The organism is Burkholderia sp. LS-044 (assembly GCF_004803625.1).
Classification (GTDB): Bacteria; Pseudomonadota; Gammaproteobacteria; order Burkholderiales; family Burkholderiaceae; genus Burkholderia; species Burkholderia cepacia.
Genome location: NZ_SSWO01000004.1, coordinates 293963 through 310873, shown reverse-complemented (window position 1 = coordinate 310873; position 16911 = coordinate 293963). Strand labels below are relative to the sequence as shown.

Below are 16911 nucleotides of genomic sequence, written 5' to 3'. Positions count from 1 at the left end.
CGGCGGCTGAGCCGCGTTCATCCATCGCGCGGCGCGCGGCAGGTCGCCGCGTTCACGTATGAATCGCGCCGCATGACCTCGAACGAAACGGGCTCCGCAAAGGAGCCCGTTTCACTGTGCCGCCGCACCGCCCTTCGCGGCGCCCTTTACGCGTCAGGCAGCATGCGTGCCGGACAGCGCCGGGAACGCTTGCGGCTTCACATCCTCGGTCAGCACCTCGAAGCCCGTTTCCGTCACCACGACCATGTGCTCCCATTGAGCCGACAACGAATGGTCCTTCGTGACGACCGTCCAACCGTCCGCCAGCATGCGCGTGTCGCGTTTGCCCGCGTTGAGCATCGGCTCGATCGTGAAGATCATCCCCGGCCGCAGCGGTACACCGGTGCCCGGGCGGCCGTAGTGAAGCACCTGCGGCTCGTCGTGATAGACGTCGCCGATGCCGTGCCCGCAGTACTCGCGAACCACGCTGAATCCTTCGCGATGCGCGACCTGCTGGATCGCGTAGCCGACGTCGCCGAGCGTGGCGCCCGGGCGCACCGCGCGGATGCCCGCATGCATCGCCTCATAGGTCGTCGCGACGAGACGCCGCGCGAGTTCGTTTGGTTCGCCGACGAAATACATGCGGCTCGTATCGCCAAACCAGCCGTCCTTGATCACCGCGATGTCGAGGTTCACGATGTCGCCGTCGCGCAACGGCCGCGACGTCGGGATACCGTGACACACCACGTGGTTGACCGACGTGCACAGCGTCTTCGGATAACCGTGGTAGCCGATGTTCGCCGGGATCGCGCCGAGCACGTCGACGATGTATTCGCGGCAGCGTGCGTCCAGTTCGTCGGTGGTGACGCCCGGCTTCACGTGCTCGGTGATCATCGTCAGCACCTGCGACGCCAGCTTCGCGGCTTCGCGCGACTTGGCGATTTCCGCCATGCCGCGGATCGGGATGTCTCGCTTCGCCATTACGCCACCTGCTCGATGCCGTGTTCGACCGGTTCCGCCGGCCCCGCGTCGCCGCCCCGCGCTTCGGCCTCGATCAGCATCCGGCAGATGTCGCCGTAGGACAGCGCCGGATTGAGTTCCGCCAGCATCCCGACGCGCAGCCAGTGCTCGGCCTGTGCGTTGATCGAGCGGCTCAGCGCCGTGCTGGTCGAGCGCAGCCGCTCGTGCATGTGCTCGGAAATCTTGATGATGCCCATATATCCCCAATTAAACGAAACGTAGTCGGTTCGTATATTACGCTGCGGTCGGCTGGCGGGCAAGCCATGCGGATTCCGTTGAGCCGTCGGCCGGCCGCCAGCCCGTCACCAGCGTTGACACTGAATTCCAGTTTGCTGGAAAATAAATCCACCATGAAAGAATCCGTCACCGCCGCTGCCGACGACACCGGCATCAACGAACGCATCGCCCGGCGCGTGCGCGACCTGCGCACCGTACGAGGCTACACGCTCGATGCGCTGGCTGCGCGCTCCGGCGTCAGCCGTTCGATGATCTCGCTCATCGAACGTGCATCGGCCAGCCCGACGGCCGTCGTGCTCGACAAGCTGGCAGCCGGTCTCGGCGTGTCGCTGGCCGGGCTGTTCGGCGGCGACCACGACGACGCGCCCGCGCAGCCGCTGGCACGCCGCGCGCAGCAGGCCGAATGGCGGGATCCGGCGTCCGGTTATGTGCGCCGCAACCTCTCCCCGGCTGGCTGGCCGTCGCCGATCCAGCTAGTCGAGGTGGATTTCCCGCCCGGTGCGCGCGTCGCGTACGACAGTGGCGGGCGCGAAAGCGCGTTGCATCAGCAGGTGTGGATCATCAGCGGCCGCGTCGACGTCACGCTCGGTGAAACGCTTCACGAACTTCACGAAGGCGACTGCCTGGCCATGCGGCTCGACCAGCCGCTGATTTTCAGCAACCCGTCGCCGCACGCCGCGCGTTATGTCGTCGTGATCTGCGACGCATCCACCGCCGGCGTGCGCACCCTCTGATGAACGCGTCGTCGCAGCAGCCGTGCGCGCGACCCACTTACTGCCCACAGGAGTCCGTATGAATTCCCCGAAACAGCGCGACGACGTGCGCCTGATCGATTGCAGCGAGGCCGAGCATGCGCCGGCCATTCTCGAGATCCTGAACGACGCGATCGCGAACTCGACCGCGCTGTACGACTACAAGCCGCGTCCGCCGGAAGCGATGGTCGCGTGGTTCGCGGCGAAACGCACAGGCGGCTTCCCGGTCATCGGCGCGGTCGACGCGTCGGGCACGCTGCTCGGCTTCGCGAGCTGGGGCACGTTCCGCGCGTTTCCCGCGTTCAAGTACACGGTCGAACACAGCGTGTACGTGCATCGCGACCAGCGCGGCCGCGGGCTTGGCGAGGTGCTGCTGCGCGAGGTCGTCCGGCGCGCGCGGGAAGCGGAAGTACACGTACTGGTCGGCTGCATCGATGCGGCCAATGCGGGGAGCATCGCACTGCATGCGAAGCTGGGATTCGTGCACTCGGGCACGATCAAGGAAGCGGGCTTCAAGTTCGGCCGCTGGCTCGATGCGGCGTTCTATCAGTTGACGCTCGACACGCCTGCGCAACCGGTGGACGGCTGAGCGGATGTCGCGATGGACGAGCGGCATCGCATGGCCGAAGCCTGCTCGTAGCGGGCTTTCGTATTTCTGGACGTCAGATCCCGCCACCGGAGTTGCAAAGCAACTTGCAGTGCCGAACGACGCAGTCATGTCTGCTCGCGTGGGGCATTCAAATAGACTTGGGCCAAGCGACGCTACCGTGTGACAAAAGAGATTTTGCCGGCGCATATGCTCGTCATCCGACATCAGGTCGTCGCCTCCTATCTGCGATGCGCATATCGCGAGCAACGAAGAAGCAATCGCTCCTGGGTTCGCACGCTGCCATCCGAAGCGACACCAATCCCGGTAAAAATTGACCGATCAAACAGAATGTTACTGTTGGTTTCAAAGATGCCCAGATAGTAGGCTGGAGTGCCGCTATTCTTCCGTCACCCACAATAACGATCCCAACTTGGGGGGTGACATGAACAACATCATCAAAGGCGCCCTTTGCGCCGCCTTCGTACCATTCATCCTCGCCGGTTGCGGCGGCGGCGGCGACGACGGTGGCGGCATGCAAACCGGTACGCTGCACGTCGCGATGACGGATGCGCCATCCTGTGGCTTCGACCATGTGTACATCACCGTCTCGCAAGTCCGCGTCAACGCAAACGCGAACGCCGCAGACAACGACGCCGGCTGGTCGACCGTATCTCTCGCTACACCGCAGAAAATCGATCTGCTGTCGCTGACCAACGGCGTGCTCGCCGATCTCGGGCAGACCGCCCTGCCCGCCGGCCAGTATCAGCAAGTCCGCCTGGTTCTCGCACAGAATCAAGGTAACAACCTCGCGAACTCGGTCGTCCCGACCGGCGGCACCGAACAGGCGCTCGCCACGCCGAGCGCGACGCAAAGTGGCTACAAGATCATCCACCCGTTCACGGTCCAGCCCAACACGCTCGTCGATCTCGTGCTCGACTTCAACGCATGCAAGTCGATCGTCCAGCGCGGCAACGGCTCGTATGCGCTGAAACCCGTCGTCACTGCGGTCCCGACAGTTGTGAGCGGCGCGATCTCCGGTTACGTCGCCTCGGCCGAAGCCGGCGCGACGGTCTATGCCGAGCAAGGCGGCAAGGTCGTCCGCGGCACAGTGGCCGACAGCACCGGCAAGTTCGTGCTGTCGCCGCTGATCCAGAGCTCGACGCAAGGCAATTACGATGTCGTGATCGTGCAGAACAACTTCGCGTCGGGTATCGTGCGCTCCGTCCCGGTCGTCGTGAACACGACCACGGCGGTGTCGGCGTCGACCGCACCGATCACGCTGCCGGCGTCGACGATGAGCACCGTCAGCGGTGCGGTGACTGCCAGCGCCAATGCATTCGTGCGCGCGCTGCAGACGATCGACGCGAATGCCTACGAGATCACGTCGATCAACGCGAACCTGGATACGGGCGCCTATGCGCTCAACGTACCCACTGCCGCGCCGATCGTCGGCACTTACTCGGGTTCGCTACCGGTCGCGCTCGCCGCATCGCCGGCCGCCGCCGCACAATATACGATCGAAGCGGACGCAGCGTCGGGGGCAACGCAATCGACGAACGTCAACGCAACGACCAGCCAGTCGAACGTCAATTTCAGCTTCTGACGCGTCGGCAGCGCACCGAAAGGGCCGTTCGGCCCTTTCATCAATAACGGGAGAACGAAGTGAAAAAAGGGGTTATCGCGTTGCTTGCAGCGGCGAGCATGGTCGGCACGCTCAGTGGGTGCGTCGCATATGTTCCGGGTGCACCGGTAGTTGTTGCACCGCAGGGTGGCCCGGGGAACGGATTCTGCCCACCGGGACAGGCGAAGAAAGGCAATTGCTGATTGCACAGGGGCCCGCATTCAGCGGGCCTGTCCAGACTTTGTTTGCGAATTACAGGCCATAGGAACTGGTTGCTGCGCCCCCAATTGGCGTATCGGCTCCGTTTCGTCAAGAGCACCTATGTCCGCAAGACACTCAACGAACCGGACGTAGAGTTCGTCCTGTACTAGGCCGTTTGATCGCATCCATTCCATGGCTGCGTTTGGGTTCAGTAGCAAGACATGATGGAACTGCCCAGACGGCCCAGGCTTGGCTCGGATGAAATTCAGGTCGCGTAGCCTACTCATCCTGCGACGCCAGGTGTCGACAGCGCACTCGCCGGTGAATCCGACCTCTGCCGCCAAGGTCAAGGGATCGGCAATTGACAGCACTGGATAATTCCACGCCCTTGCCCACAGGCAGAAAAGTGTTTGACCTGCTGGCTGTCTCTTTGACTGGGCGTCGACGGCTTGCATCGCAATCGGCAGCGTACGAGGAATAGTGACGAACCCAACGTTTCGATGTGGGTGCCAAAGCCAAATTTCAGGTATGCCGGGAAAATGAAGATCCAGCAGTTGCTGGGCACGGTCAGCCATTTTCAGACGACGAGGAATTGTATGTTGAATGTTCGCCATGGTCGTCCCCTGGATGCCGCTTATTTGTCTGATGTTTTAATTGGGATCGCCTGCCAGACCACAAGTTTCGATGCTGCGTTTGGCCTCGCAACGACGCAATTTCGTCCGGACGCGCCCCCTTTTCCCTGGCAGTGGAGAGCGAACGCACCACGTTTCGGACGCTCTCCCGAGACGCATGCAAGTTGAATCGTCGGGCGATCGTGAATGGGCAACGACTATCGTTCCCAACGCAACTGATGAAGCGAACAACGTGCCAGCCTCACGACTGCACCGCCCGAACAGTGCTCGGCGATGCCGAGCATCAAGTACGGGCGAGTCCTGGCAAATGCGTTGCAGCGTCGATACACCGTGCGGGTGGTCGATGGGACGAAATCGGCGAAAAGTGTCGAGACTGACGATGTGAGAGGCGCCGCAACACAACGGTTCCGCGCTCGCCAAATGCCTTTACTGGAACTCGGCGAGTGTGCCAGTACGTCACCGAATAATGATTCGAACATGCAACACCGGCGCTGCATGCATGTCACCGCCCAAGTTACTTTGGCTCCGCGGCCATCTGTTCCGCCGGATAGAACTGCAGCATCATGCGCGCAGCTTCCGCATTCTTCTTGTGCAACCGTTCGTGATAGTCAAAAGAAAAAGCCCTGATTTCTCAGGGCTTTTTCTTTTCTTACTTGGAGGCGCGAGCCGGAGTCGAACCGGCCTAAACGGCTTTGCAGGCCGCTGCATAACCGCTTTGCTATCGCGCCAAAAGCGGACTGTCCGGATGCCGTGAGGCAAGAGACAGATTTTTTATTCGAGGACCGGAGGTCCATCAAATAAAAAGGGAAGCGTGGCTTCCCCATTACTTGGAGCGGGAGACGAGTCTCGAACTCGCGACCTCAACCTTGGCAAGGTTGCGCTCTACCAACTGAGCTACTCCCGCATTGTCCTGCATCTGCAGCGCTTCGCCGTACCACACGCTGCCAGAAAAATCTGGAGCGGGAGACGAGTCTCGAACTCGCGACCTCAACCTTGGCAAGGTTGCGCTCTACCAACTGAGCTACTCCCGCATGTGTCCTGCACCTGCAGCGCTTTGCCGTACTACACGCTGCCAGAAAAAATCTGGAGCGGGAGACGAGTCTCGAACTCGCGACCTCAACCTTGGCAAGGTTGCGCTCTACCAACTGAGCTACTCCCGCATATTGCTGCGCTACTGCTTCCCCGTCACACACTTACTTCGTCGTGCAGCGGAGAAGCGAGATTATGTCGAAGGCACATTCGTGTGTCAAGGGCTTTTCCAGCCCTTTTTCCAAAAAACCTGCTCGACCGAACGCGTGACACGCATCACGCGCCGCCGCGCTCGCGAATTTGCGGCCACGCGAGCTTCATGTAGTACAGCATCGACCAGATCGTCAGCACCGCCGCGAGATACATCAGCCACTCGCCCCACACGCGCGTATCGATCGTGGCGATGCCGAGCGGCAGCGGCCCGTAGAACAGCAGCATCGGAATCGCGACCATCTGGCATGCGGTCTTGAACTTGCCGAGCTGGTTCACCGCCACGCTCTTCGACGCGCCGATCTGAGCCATCCATTCGCGCAGCGCCGAAATCGCGATCTCGCGGCCGACGATCACGAGCGCGATCGCCGCATCGACGCGCGAGATCTGCACGAGGATCAGCAGCGCCGCCGTCACCATCAGCTTGTCCGCCACCGGATCGAGAAAGGCGCCGAACGACGACGTCTGGTTCCACTTGCGGGCTAGAAACCCGTCGAACCAGTCGGTCAGCGCAGCGAGAATGAAGATCGCCGCCGCCGCGAGATTGCGGTGCGCGCCGCCCATCACCGTGTCCGGCAGATAGAACACGCCGACGACGAGCGGAATCAGCACGATCCGTACCCACGTCAGGAAAATCGGGAAATTGAACGGCATGGCATGCGGGACAGTAAAGGATTCGCAATTGTGCCGTGTCGACCGGCCTGCCACAAGAACGCTGGCAAGGCAGCCGGCCGCACGGCCGCGTCAGTGAAGCTGCTTGTAGATTTGCTCGGCGAGCGCGTGCGAGATGCCCTCGACGCTCGCGAGTTCCTCGACGCTCGCGGCAACGACACCGCGCAACCCGCCGAACCGCGCGAGCAGCCGCTGCCGGCGCTTCGCGCCCACGCCCTCGAGTTCCTCGAGCCGCGACGTCTGGCGCGCCTTCGCCCGCTTCGCGCGCATGCCGGTGATCGCGAAGCGGTGCGCCTCGTCGCGAATCTGTGCGACGAGCATCAGCGCGGCGCTCTCCTTGCCGAGTTCGAGCGGCGTGCGGCCGTCCGCGAACACGAGCGTCTCGAGGCCGACCTTGCGCCCCTCGCCCTTCGCGACGCCGACCAGCATCGACGTATCGAGGCCGAGCTCGGTGAACACCTGGCGCGCGATTTCGACCTGACCCTTGCCGCCGTCGATCAGCACGATGTTCGGCAGCAGGCTCGACGCCTCGGCCTGGCGCGTCGACTCGCCGTCGATGCCGGCCGCTTCGTCGACAGCCGCCGCCTGGGCCGCCTGCTCGACCATCTTCTCGTAGCGACGCGTGAGCACCTGCCGCATCGCCGCGTAGTCGTCGCCCGGCGTAATCCCGGTGATGTTGTAGCGGCGGTACTCGCCCGACTGCATCTTGTGATGGTGGTAGACGACGCACGACGCCTGCGTCGCCTCGCCCATCGTATGACTGATGTCGAAGCATTCGATCCGCAGCGTCGCCAGATCGTCGCATTCATAGCTGAGCGTCTCCGCGAGCGCACGCGTGCGCGCCTGCTGCGAGCCCTGCTCGGACAGCAGCCGCATGAGCGCGATCTGCGCATTCTGCTCGGCCATCGACAGCCACGCGCGCCGCTGCCCCTGCGGCTGCCGCACCAGCGACACCTTGTGGCCGGCCTGCTCGGACAGCAACTCGAGCAGGTCGCGGCTCGCGGGCGCATGGCTCACGACCAGCACAGGCGGCACGCGATTGCCGAGATAGTGCTGAGCGATGAACGCGTCGAGCACCTCGGCCTCGACCGACGCCGCCGCGTCGCCGCGCGCGCGGCCGGTTTCTTCGGCGGGCAGGTCGGGGAATGCGTCGGCCGACGCGGCGGCCGCCTCCGCCAGTTCGGACTCGTCGCCGAGACCGCCTTCGGCGAGCGTCAGCGCGCTTTCGACGTGCGTCGGGAAATACGCCTTGTCGCCGAGATGCCGGCCGCCGCGCACCATCGCAAGGTTCACGCACACGCGCCCGCCCTGCGCGACCACCGCCAGGATGTCGACGTCGCTGTCGCTGCCGACCTCGATCGCCTGCTGGTGCAGCACCGTCGCGAGCGAACTCATCTGGTTGCGCACGGCCGCCGCCTGCTCGAATTTCAGCTCGGACGCGAACGCGTGCATCTTCTGCTCGAGCTCCTTCATCACTTCGGACTGCCGGCCGAGCAGAAAACGCGCGGCATTCGACACGTCGATCGCGTAATCCTCGTCGGAGATCGCGCCGACGCACGGCGCCGTGCAGCGCCCGATCTGATGCAGCAGGCACGGCCGCGTGCGGTTGTTGAAGACCGAATCCTCGCAAGTGCGCAACTGGAACACGCGCTGCAGGATCTGGATGCTCTCGCGCACGGCCCAGGCGCTCGGGAACGGCCCGAAATACTGGTTCTGCTTGTCGACCGAGCCGCGGTAATAGGCCATGCGCGGAAAGCGGTGCGCGGTGAGCTTCAGGTACGGATACGACTTGTCGTCGCGAAACAGGATGTTGTAGCGCGGCGCGAGCGCCTTGATCAGGTTGTTCTCGAGCAGCAGCGCTTCGGCCTCCGAACGCGTGACGGTCGTCTCGATGCGCGCGATGCGCGTGACCATCATCGCGATGCGCGGCGACAGCTGCGTCTTCGTGAAATAGCTCGATACGCGCTTCTTCAAGTCGCGTGCCTTGCCGACATAGAGCACGGCGCCCGTCGTGTCGTAATAGCGATAGACGCCCGGCATGTGCGGCAACTGCGCAAGGATCTTCTTCGGTTCGAACGGGGTATCGGGAGCTTCAGGGGATGTCATGCGTGATCCGGGCGCCTTGTAACGCGGAACGGGTCTATTAGAATCGCCAGTTTAGAGCATTCACCGGCCCGCTTCGATGCCACGCACCACCGCTGCCCCCCTGCCCGCCGCGCCGGGCGAACCGATCGCCTGCGACCTCTTCTGTACCGTGATCGACAATTTCGGCGACATCGGCGTCTGCTGGCGCCTCGCGCGCCAGCTCGCGCACGAGCACGGCTGGCAGGTTCGCCTGTTCATCGACGACCTGCGCACGTTCTCGCGCCTGCTGCCCGGGGTCGATCCCGACGCGGGTCGGCAGACGGTCGACACGATCGTGGTCGAGCACTGGCATGCGGAAGTCGGCGACGCGCTGGAGATCGCCGATGTCGTGATCGAAGCGTTCGCGTGCGAGTTGCCCGGCGCGTATCTCGCGGCGATGGCGCGCCGCACGCGCCGCCCGGTGTGGATCAACCTCGAATACCTGAGCGCCGAGGACTGGGTCGCCGACTTCCATCTGCGCCCGTCGCCGCATCCGCGCTACCCGCTGCTGAAGACGTTCTTCTTCCCCGGCCTGTCGGCCGGCACCGGCGGCGTCCTGAAGGAGCACGACCTCGATTCGCGCCGCACGGCCTTTGAAGCCGACGCGGCGGCGCGCGACGCATGGTGGCGGCGCGCGACCGGCGGCGCGCCGCCGGCCGCCGGCACGACGGTCGTCAGCCTGTTCGCGTACGAGAATCCGGCCGTCGACGCGCTGCTCGCGCAGTGGCGCGACGGCCCGTCGCCGGTCGTCGCGCTCGTGCCGGCCGGCCGCGTGTCGCCTGCCGTCGCGCGTTTTTTCGGGGTCGAGTCGTTCGACGCGGGCACACATGCGCACAGCGGCAACCTGACGGCTCACGGGCTCGCGTTCGTCCCCCAGGCTGACTACGATCCATTGCTGTGGGTGGCCGACATCAATTTCGTGCGCGGCGAGGATTCGTTCGTCCGCGCGCAGTGGGCACGCAAGCCGTTCGTGTGGCACATCTATCCGCAGGCCGACGACGTGCACCTGCCGAAGCTCGACGCCGCGCTCGCGCACCTGTCGGCCGGCCTCGCCGACGCGCCGCGCGCGGCGCTCGAGCGGTTCTGGCATGCCTGGAACGGCGCCGGCACGCCCGACTGGGCGGATTTCTGGCAGCACCGCGCCGCACTGGACGTCAACGCGGCCCGCTGGGCCGATGCGCTCGCGGCCGTCGGCGATCTCACGGGAAAGCTGGCGGAATACGCAAAATCTCAGTTAAAATAAGCGGTTATCCGACGGCCGACCGCGCAAGCGCTTGCTTTTGGCGCCCACCGGAACGCGTCTGCTTGGCGCCTCACCCGTTGTGCAACGCTCAGGCACCTATTTATTTGATTTGATCAGGACAGTTTTTTATGAAAACCGCACAGGAACTCCGCGTAGGCAACGTCGTGCAGATCGGCAGCGACGCATGGGTCATCGCCAAGGCTGAATACAACAAGTCGGGCCGTAACTCCGCCGTCGTCAAGATGAAGATGAAGAACCTGCTGACGAATGCAGGCCAGGAAGCGGTCTACAAGGCTGACGACAAGTTCGACGTCGTCGTGCTCGACCGCAAGGAAGTGACGTACTCGTACTTCGCCGACCCGATGTACGTGTTCATGGACGCCGACTACAACCAGTTCGAAGTCGAAGCCGAAATGATGGGCGAAGCGCTGAACTACCTCGAAGACGGCATGGCTTGCGAAGTCGTGTTCTACAACGAGAAGGCGATCTCGGTCGAACTGCCGACGGTCCTCGTTCGCGAGATCACCTACACGGAACCGGCAGTCAAGGGCGACACGTCGTCGGGCAAGGTGCTGAAGAACGCCAAGCTCGCAACGGGCTTCGAACTGCAAGTGCCGCTGTTCTGCAACACCGGCGACAAGATCGAAATCGATACGCGCACGAACGAATACCGCAGCCGCGCGTAATCGCCGGCGATGCCCGCATCGAACAAAGCGCCCTTCGGGGCGCTTTTTGTTTGTCCGGCGCCAACAAGCGAGCGCGGGCCAGGCTCATGTAAAGCACAAAAGCCACCGGTAAAGATATTCAATTTGTATCATCGGTAACTGTTTTATAGCGCCGGAGAAATAATGCTCGTTACGCGTTCAGCGGGGCATAAAATCAGTCTTTAATCTGACATGCGGCTGCGGCCCCGATGACCGACAGCCCGCCTCTCTTGACTCGACTCGCGTCCACCATGCCACACGCCCTGATTGTCGAAGACGATCCCAACAGTCTGTCCGGCCTCACCGCGCTGCTCGCCGCGGACGGCTTCTCGGTCGACACGGCCACGTCGCTCGCCGAAGCGCGCACGGCGCTCGGCCGCTCGATTCCCGATGTCGTGCTCGTCGACCTGAACCTGCCGGACGGCAGCGGGTTCGACCTGCTCCAGCACCTGCCGCAGCAACAGCCGAACGGCTCGCTGCCCGTCATCGTGCTGACGGGCAATGCGACGGTCGAGAGCGCCATCGAGGGCCTGCGTCACGGTATCTGGGACTACCTGCTGAAGCCGATCAACATTCCGCGCCTGCGCAGCCTGCTCGCGCGGATTCCCCGCCCCTACGAACTGATCGACGAAGTGCAGTCGTTGCGCGCATCGCTGCGCCATCTCGGCCGCTTCGGCGCGCTGGTCGGCCGCAGCGACGCGATGCAGCACGTGTACGACATGATCGAGCACAACGCGCGCACCGAAACGGCCGTCCTGTTCTCCGGCGAAGCCGGTACCGGCAAGAAGCTGGCCGCGCGCACGCTGCACGACCTGAGCCGGCGCCGCAAGGGGCCGTTCGTGTCGTTCGATTGCAGGACGATCGCGCAGGCCGGTCGGCACGGCGCATCGCTCGACAGCGTACTGTTCGGCCATGAGCGCGGCGCGTTCGACGGCGCCGAGCGCCGCGAATCGGGCCTGTTCGAGCAGGCCGGCGGCGGCACGCTGTTCCTCGACGAAATCACCGCGCTGCCGCTCGTGCTGCAAGAAGCGCTGCTGCATGCACTCGATTCGCAGAACTTCATGCGGATCGGCGGCACGAGTTCGATCACGAGCGATTTCCGGCTGATCGCGACCACCCGCCGCCCGGCGCGCGAAGCGGTCGCGAACGGTACGCTGCGCGAGGATCTGTGGTTGCGCCTCGACGCGGCGTCGATCACGATGCCGCCGCTGCGCGAGCGCGACGGCGATGCACTCGCGATCGGCGACGCGCTGATCGACGAGCTGAACCGCGAAGCGCGCGCAACCGGCCGCAGCACGACCGACAAGCGCGCGGCACCGGGCTTCGTGCGCGAATGCCTGTCCTACGAATGGCCGGGCAACGTGCGCGAACTGCAGGAACGCGTGCGCTTCGCGTACGACGCATCGGGCGATTTCATCGAGACGCTGCGCGCGGGCGAGCCGAGTTTCTCGGCCGGCGCCGCGCTGAACGGCAGCAGCGTGCAGATCAAGGTCGGCACGCCGTTGTCCGACGTCGAGGATCTGCTGATCCGCGCGACCCTCGATGCGGTCGGCGGTACGCGCCACCGCGCGGCCACGCTGCTCGGCATCAGCCCGAAGACGCTGTACAACAAGCTGCAGCGGATGAAGGTGAACTGAGCGGGCGTCGATGCTTGCAGGCACTGGCGGAATCAGACCGTTAGTTGCGCCAAGAGAATCACCGTCCCCGCCCGCTTGACTCGTGACGCTACCCGGTTCGCACCTGCAGTAACCCATGAAAAAGCCGCGCAACTGCGCGGCTTTTTGTTTCGGCGACGGGGAATGGCACACGTCGCGCCATCCCCTCGCCGTTCATGCCAGTGCGCTGCTCAATAGCGCCTGCGCCTGCAGGTATTCGGGCTGCGCGATCAGCTTGTCCCACTTGGGTGCCTTGCCGCGCGCGCGCATCCGCTTGAGGCGTCGCACCGACTCGTCCGTTGCCCTCGTTTTCAACCCGTTCAGCACGACCTCGGCCGCGTCCGGCTGGTTGCAGACGAGCACCATGTCGCAACCGGCAGCGAGCGCGGCGTCGGCCGCCTGCGTGAGCGTGCCGCCTTCGCGTGCGGCTTCCATCGACAGGTCGTCGCTGAAGATCGCGCCGGTGAAGCCGAGCCGCCCGCGCAGGATGTCCTGCAGCCACACGCGCGAGAAACCGGCCGGCCGCTTGTCGACCTGCGTGTAGATCACGTGCGCGGGAATCACCGCGGACAGCGACAAGCCGAGCCAGTCGTAAGGCGCGACGTCCTGCTTGAGGATCGCATCGAGCGTACGGTCGTCGGTCGGCAGCGCGACGTGCGAGTCGGCCTCCGCGAAACCGTGCCCCGGGAAATGCTTGCCGCAGTTCGCCATCCCGGCGAGCGACAGCCCGTGGTTCAGGCTCTTCGCGAGCAGCGTGACGACGCGCGCATCGCGATGAAACGCGCGATCGCCGATCACTTTCGAGTGCCCGTAATCGAGGTCGAGCACGGGGGTGAAACTCATGTCGATCCCGCATGCGCGCAATTCCGCGGCCAGGATATAGCCGACGGCCGTCGCGACCTTCGTCGCGAGCAGCACGTCGCGATCCCACAGCTCGCCGAGACGCCGCATCGCGGGCAGCACGGTGAAGCCGTCGGTGCGGAAACGCTGCACGCGCCCGCCTTCGTGATCGACGGCGATCAGGATGTCTTCGCGCACCGCGCGGATCGAGTCGGTCAGCGCGGTCAGTTGCGCACGGTTCTGGAAGTGCCGCGCGAACAGGATCACGCCGCCGGTATTCGGATGCGCGAGGCGCCGCGCATCGTCGCGCGACAGGGCCGTGCCGACGACGTCGAGCATGACCGGGCCGGGAGTCGTTTTCATCGAATCGGGAATTCCGTCAGGAGGAGGTTCGGGAAACAGGGGCAGGCGCGGCGTCCGTCTCGGCGATCACGAACGACACCGCGTAGTCGCGCTCGTCGCTGACCGTCACGCGTGCCGTGATGCCGCGGGCGGCAAGCCAGTCGGCCAGCTCGCCCGACGCGACCACGTACGGCTCGCCGCTCGGGTGATTGAGGGTCTGCAGCGCACGCCACGTCATCGGCCAGTGCATGCCGAGCCCGATCGCCTTCGAGAACGCTTCCTTCGCGGAAAAGCGCGTCGCGAGGAACGCGATGCCGCGCGCCTCGGAGCGGGCGCGGCGCGCATGGAACACGCGCAGCTCGTCGGGGCCCAGCACCTTCTCGGCAAACCGGCCGCCCGTGCGTTCAAGCACGGCCGCGACGCGGCTCACCTGTGCGATGTCGGTACCGATGCCGTAGATCGCCATGTCAGTACGCGCCGGTGTGGCCCGGCTGAGCCGGGTCAGGCATGACGTGCGATGCGCAGCGGCCTTTCATCTTCAACGCGCGCCGCCATGCAGCGCGGCAACGCGTGCGGCGACCATGATCGCCTTCATTTCGCGCACCGCATTGTCCCAGCCCGCGAAAATCGCGTGCGCGACGATCGCATGGCCGATGTTCAGCTCGACGATGCCGTCGATCGCGGCGATCTGCTGCACGTTCGTGTAGTGCAGCCCGTGACCGGCATTGACCTTCAGGCCAAGCTGCGCACCGGCCTGTACGCCCGCGACGATGCGCTCGTATTCGCGCTGCTGCTCGGCTTCGTCGTGCGCTTCGGCATAACGGCCCGTATGCAGCTCGATCACCGGCGCGCCTGCTTCGTGCGCGGCACGGATCTGCGTCTCGTCCGGGTCGATGAACAGCGACACGCGCACGCCCACGTCGGCAAGCTGCTTGCACGCCGCACGCACGGCCTCGAAGCGGCCGGCGACATCGAGACCGCCTTCGGTCGTCAGTTCCTCGCGCTTTTCGGGCACGAGGCACGCGTCGTGCGGGCGCACTTCGCAGGCGATATCGAGCATCTCGGCCGTCACCGCGCATTCGAGATTCATGCGGGTCTTCAGCAGCGGGCGCAGCTTGCGCACATCCGCATCGACGATGTGGCGACGATCCTCGCGCAGATGCAGCGTGATCGCGTCGGCGCCGGCTTCCTCGGCGGCGAGCGCGGCGCGGATCGGATCGGGATAGGTCGTGCCGCGCGCATTGCGCAGCGTCGCGACGTGGTCGATGTTCACGCCGAGGTCGATGGCGGTGGGCGTTGTCAGGAAGAAGCTCATAGGTTTTGCAGGTCGATCAGGATCTGACGCGTGGCAAGCGGCGTACCGCCGAGATAGGTGTTCAGCAGGAAGCGCATCAGCGTCTTGCTTTGCGCAACCGTCTGGGCTCGATGGTAATCGTCCTGCTCCATGTCGAGCAACGTCTGCCCGGAAATGACCGGCCAGTGCGACGGTACTTCGTCGTCCGCGTTGCGCACGCCGCGCTCGGGATCGAACACGTAGCGGCGGTCAGGCTCGACCGCGCGGCGCGCGACCGTGCGGTTCAGCGCCATCGCGTAGCCGGTCTCGCGCAACAGCACGCGCTCGAACGAGCGCAGTACCTGCACCGCGGGCTCGCCGTGGGCGAGGCGCGTGAGGGTCAGCACGTAGTGATTGAAGAGCGGCGGCTGGGGATCCTCGCGCGCGCAGAATTTCACGAGCAGCTCGTTCGCGTAGAAGCCGCACAGCAGTCCGTCGCCGCCGAGCGGCAGCATCCCGCCGACCCACTCGGCGCCCGTCAACGTGCGCACCTCGGATTTGCCCGACCACGACAGCAGCAGCGGCTGGAAAGTCTGCAGTACACCGCGCAGCGCGGAGTGCGGGCGCTTCGCGCCCTTCGCGACGAGCGCGAGCCGGCCGTGATCGCGCGTCAGCACGTCGACGATCAGGCTCGTTTCACGATACGGGTAACTGTGCAGCACGAACGCCGGCTGCTCGGCGACGCGGAAATCGGACGTGCGAGACGTCGCGCGCCGCGCCTTGCGCGGCGGTTCGGGCGGTGCCGGCAACGGCGCGTCGTTCGCGCCGGCCGTCACCGCGTCTTCGGTCGACGTCAGTGCGTCATTCGTACCCATAGGCGCGCAGCCCTGCCTCGTTGTCGGCCCAGCCGCTCTTCACCTTCACGAAGGTCTCGAGATACACGGGGCCGTCGAACAGCTTCTCCATGTCCATCCGCGCCTCGGTGCTGATCTGCTTGAGCTTCTCGCCCTTCTTGCCGATCACCATCGCCTTGTGCGAATCGCGCTCGACGAGGATCGTCGCGAAGATGCGCTTCAGGCGCCCTTCCTCCTCGAACTTGTCGATCAGCACGGTGCTCGTGTACGGCAGTTCGTCGCCGGTCCAGCGGAACACCTTCTCGCGCAGGATTTCGGCGGCGAGGAAACGCGAGCTGCGGTCGGTCAGCTCGTCCTCGCCGTAGATCGGCTCGCCTTCCGGCAGGTACGGCTTGATCGTGTCCAGCAGGCGCTTGATGTCTTCCGGACGCTGCGCCGACAGCGGCACGAGTTCGGTGAATTCGCGCAGCGTGCTCATCTGCTGCATGAACGGGAACAGCGACGCCTTGTCGGTCACGCGGTCGATCTTGTTCGCGATCAGCAGCGTCGGCATGCCCGGCGGGATCAGGTCGAGCACCTTCTGGTCGTCGGGCCCGAAACGGCCGGCCTCGATCACGAACAGGATCACGTCGACCGACGTGAGCGTCGACGTGACCGCGCGGTTCAGCGAACGGTTCAGCGCGGTGCTGTGGCGGGTCTGGAAGCCCGGCGTGTCGACGAACACGAATTGCGCGTCGTCGAACGTATTGATGCCGGTGATGCGGTGGCGGGTCGTCTGCGCCTTGCGCGACGTGATGCTGATCTTCTGGCCGACGAGTGCGTTCATCAACGTCGACTTGCCGACGTTCGGGCGGCCCACGATCGCGATCATGCCGCAACGGAAACCGGTAGGAGCGGGAGTGTTCATATCGTTTGGGAGACAGGTTCGGAAACG

At 64.7% G+C, this 16911-nt stretch carries 16 protein-coding genes and 4 tRNA genes; 6 read left to right on the top strand and 14 right to left on the bottom strand.

From position 1 onward, the window contains the following. Positions 1–153: 153 nt before the first annotated feature. Both map and E9536_RS12890 read right to left on the bottom strand, forming a co-directional pair. Entirely contained in the window at positions 154–960 is an 807-nt protein-coding gene (gene map, locus E9536_RS12895; RefSeq protein WP_027787994.1) for a type I methionyl aminopeptidase, read from the bottom strand. Further along, positions 960–1196, bottom strand: coding sequence for a ParD-like family protein (locus E9536_RS12890; protein WP_021163089.1), 237 nt, complete (start codon positions 1194–1196; stop codon positions 960–962). The genes map and E9536_RS12890 overlap by 1 nt, the downstream gene beginning before the upstream one ends. A 153-nt stretch (positions 1197–1349) precedes the next feature. Between E9536_RS12890 and E9536_RS12885 the strand changes: the two genes are divergently transcribed. From E9536_RS12885 to E9536_RS12875, 3 genes are all read left to right on the top strand, one after another. Beyond that, positions 1350–1970, top strand: a complete 621-nt coding sequence (locus E9536_RS12885) for a helix-turn-helix domain-containing protein (RefSeq protein ID WP_136469936.1) — start codon at positions 1350–1352, stop codon at positions 1968–1970. Positions 1971–2028: 58 nt separating this feature from the next. Beyond that, the gene (locus E9536_RS12880; RefSeq protein WP_060312011.1) at positions 2029–2577 is read left to right on the top strand and encodes a GNAT family N-acetyltransferase; all 549 of its coding nucleotides are present in this window, start codon (positions 2029–2031) and stop codon (positions 2575–2577) included. A gap of 442 nt (positions 2578–3019) precedes the next feature. Further along, positions 3020–4180, top strand: a complete 1161-nt coding sequence (locus E9536_RS12875; protein WP_136470028.1) for a DUF4382 domain-containing protein — start codon at positions 3020–3022, stop codon at positions 4178–4180. 239 nt (positions 4181–4419) lie between these two features. Here the strand turns inward: E9536_RS12875 and E9536_RS12865 are convergent, their stop codons facing one another. The 7 genes from E9536_RS12865 to uvrC all read right to left on the bottom strand — a co-directional run bounded on the left by E9536_RS12865 (position 4420) and on the right by uvrC (position 9048). Then, a complete protein-coding gene (locus E9536_RS12865; RefSeq protein ID WP_081064579.1) occupies positions 4420–5013 on the bottom strand; it encodes a hypothetical protein in 594 nt (197 codons plus the stop codon). A 672-nt stretch (positions 5014–5685) separates the two neighbouring features. Then, a tRNA-Cys gene (locus E9536_RS12860) sits at positions 5686–5759 on the bottom strand. Between the two features lie 100 nt (positions 5760–5859). Then, positions 5860–5935: transfer RNA gene (locus E9536_RS12855), tRNA-Gly, on the bottom strand. Positions 5936–5986: 51 nt separating this feature from the next. After that, a tRNA-Gly gene (locus E9536_RS12850) sits at positions 5987–6062 on the bottom strand. 53 nt (positions 6063–6115) lie between these two features. Further along, positions 6116–6191: transfer RNA gene (locus E9536_RS12845), tRNA-Gly, on the bottom strand. A 145-nt stretch (positions 6192–6336) separates the two neighbouring features. Then, complete coding sequence (gene pgsA, locus E9536_RS12840) at positions 6337–6924, bottom strand: CDP-diacylglycerol--glycerol-3-phosphate 3-phosphatidyltransferase (RefSeq protein ID WP_021163085.1); 588 nt, start codon at positions 6922–6924, stop codon at positions 6337–6339. A gap of 90 nt (positions 6925–7014) precedes the next feature. Then, positions 7015–9048, bottom strand: coding sequence for an excinuclease ABC subunit UvrC (gene uvrC, locus E9536_RS12835; protein ID WP_124545049.1), 2034 nt, complete (start codon positions 9046–9048; stop codon positions 7015–7017). Positions 9049–9124: 76 nt separating this feature from the next. On the opposite strand from uvrC, the gene earP reads away from it, so the two are divergent. From earP to E9536_RS12820, 3 genes are all read left to right on the top strand, one after another. Next, positions 9125–10309 carry an elongation factor P maturation arginine rhamnosyltransferase EarP gene (gene earP / locus E9536_RS12830; protein ID WP_136469935.1) on the top strand — a complete coding sequence of 395 codons (1185 nt, stop codon included), beginning with the start codon at positions 9125–9127 and terminating at the stop codon, positions 10307–10309. Between the two features lie 128 nt (positions 10310–10437). After that, positions 10438–10995 carry an elongation factor P gene (efp, locus tag E9536_RS12825; protein WP_011351421.1) on the top strand — a complete coding sequence of 186 codons (558 nt, stop codon included), beginning with the start codon at positions 10438–10440 and terminating at the stop codon, positions 10993–10995. A gap of 269 nt (positions 10996–11264) precedes the next feature. Continuing rightward, positions 11265–12650: a sigma-54 dependent transcriptional regulator gene (locus E9536_RS12820; RefSeq protein WP_027788001.1), complete on the top strand. Its 1386-nt coding sequence runs from the start codon at positions 11265–11267 to the stop codon at positions 12648–12650. Between the two features lie 192 nt (positions 12651–12842). Here the strand turns inward: E9536_RS12820 and nagZ are convergent, their stop codons facing one another. From nagZ to era, 5 genes are all read right to left on the bottom strand, one after another. Continuing rightward, positions 12843–13871 carry a beta-N-acetylhexosaminidase gene (gene nagZ / locus E9536_RS12815; RefSeq protein WP_091922196.1) on the bottom strand — a complete coding sequence of 343 codons (1029 nt, stop codon included), beginning with the start codon at positions 13869–13871 and terminating at the stop codon, positions 12843–12845. Positions 13872–13887: 16 nt separating this feature from the next. Next, positions 13888–14316: a holo-ACP synthase gene (acpS, locus tag E9536_RS12810; protein WP_021159685.1), complete on the bottom strand. Its 429-nt coding sequence runs from the start codon at positions 14314–14316 to the stop codon at positions 13888–13890. A gap of 72 nt (positions 14317–14388) precedes the next feature. After that, entirely contained in the window at positions 14389–15165 is a 777-nt protein-coding gene (pdxJ, locus tag E9536_RS12805) for a pyridoxine 5'-phosphate synthase (RefSeq protein ID WP_021159686.1), read from the bottom strand. Next, entirely contained in the window at positions 15162–15998 is an 837-nt protein-coding gene (recO, locus tag E9536_RS12800; RefSeq protein ID WP_021159687.1) for a DNA repair protein RecO, read from the bottom strand. Before recO ends, pdxJ begins: the two co-directional genes overlap by 4 nt. Continuing rightward, positions 15985–16884, bottom strand: a complete 900-nt coding sequence (era, locus tag E9536_RS12795) for a GTPase Era (protein WP_027788003.1) — start codon at positions 16882–16884, stop codon at positions 15985–15987. The genes recO and era overlap by 14 nt, the downstream gene beginning before the upstream one ends. Between the last annotated feature and the right edge of the window lie 27 nt (positions 16885–16911).

Excerpts from the sequence above, each read along its gene's own strand:
- map (WP_027787994.1), bottom strand. The coding sequence starts at position 960 with ATGGCGAAGCGAGACATCCCGATCCGCGGCATGGCGGAAATCGCCAAG.
- E9536_RS12890 (WP_021163089.1), bottom strand. The coding sequence starts at position 1,196 with ATGGGCATCATCAAGATTTCCGAGCACATGCACGAGCGGCTGCGCTCG.
- E9536_RS12885 (WP_136469936.1), top strand. The coding sequence starts at position 1,350 with ATGAAAGAATCCGTCACCGCCGCTGCCGACGACACCGGCATCAACGAA.
- E9536_RS12880 (WP_060312011.1), top strand. The coding sequence starts at position 2,029 with ATGAATTCCCCGAAACAGCGCGACGACGTGCGCCTGATCGATTGCAGC.
- E9536_RS12875 (WP_136470028.1), top strand. The coding sequence starts at position 3,020 with ATGAACAACATCATCAAAGGCGCCCTTTGCGCCGCCTTCGTACCATTC.
- E9536_RS12865 (WP_081064579.1), bottom strand. The coding sequence starts at position 5,013 with ATGGCGAACATTCAACATACAATTCCTCGTCGTCTGAAAATGGCTGAC.
- pgsA (WP_021163085.1), bottom strand. The coding sequence starts at position 6,924 with ATGCCGTTCAATTTCCCGATTTTCCTGACGTGGGTACGGATCGTGCTG.
- uvrC (WP_124545049.1), bottom strand. The coding sequence starts at position 9,048 with ATGACATCCCCTGAAGCTCCCGATACCCCGTTCGAACCGAAGAAGATC.
- earP (WP_136469935.1), top strand. The coding sequence starts at position 9,125 with ATGCCACGCACCACCGCTGCCCCCCTGCCCGCCGCGCCGGGCGAACCG.
- efp (WP_011351421.1), top strand. The coding sequence starts at position 10,438 with ATGAAAACCGCACAGGAACTCCGCGTAGGCAACGTCGTGCAGATCGGC.
- E9536_RS12820 (WP_027788001.1), top strand. The coding sequence starts at position 11,265 with ATGCCACACGCCCTGATTGTCGAAGACGATCCCAACAGTCTGTCCGGC.
- nagZ (WP_091922196.1), bottom strand. The coding sequence starts at position 13,871 with ATGAAAACGACTCCCGGCCCGGTCATGCTCGACGTCGTCGGCACGGCC.
- acpS (WP_021159685.1), bottom strand. The coding sequence starts at position 14,316 with ATGGCGATCTACGGCATCGGTACCGACATCGCACAGGTGAGCCGCGTC.
- pdxJ (WP_021159686.1), bottom strand. The coding sequence starts at position 15,165 with ATGAGCTTCTTCCTGACAACGCCCACCGCCATCGACCTCGGCGTGAAC.
- recO (WP_021159687.1), bottom strand. The coding sequence starts at position 15,998 with ATGGGTACGAATGACGCACTGACGTCGACCGAAGACGCGGTGACGGCC.
- era (WP_027788003.1), bottom strand. The coding sequence starts at position 16,884 with ATGAACACTCCCGCTCCTACCGGTTTCCGTTGCGGCATGATCGCGATC.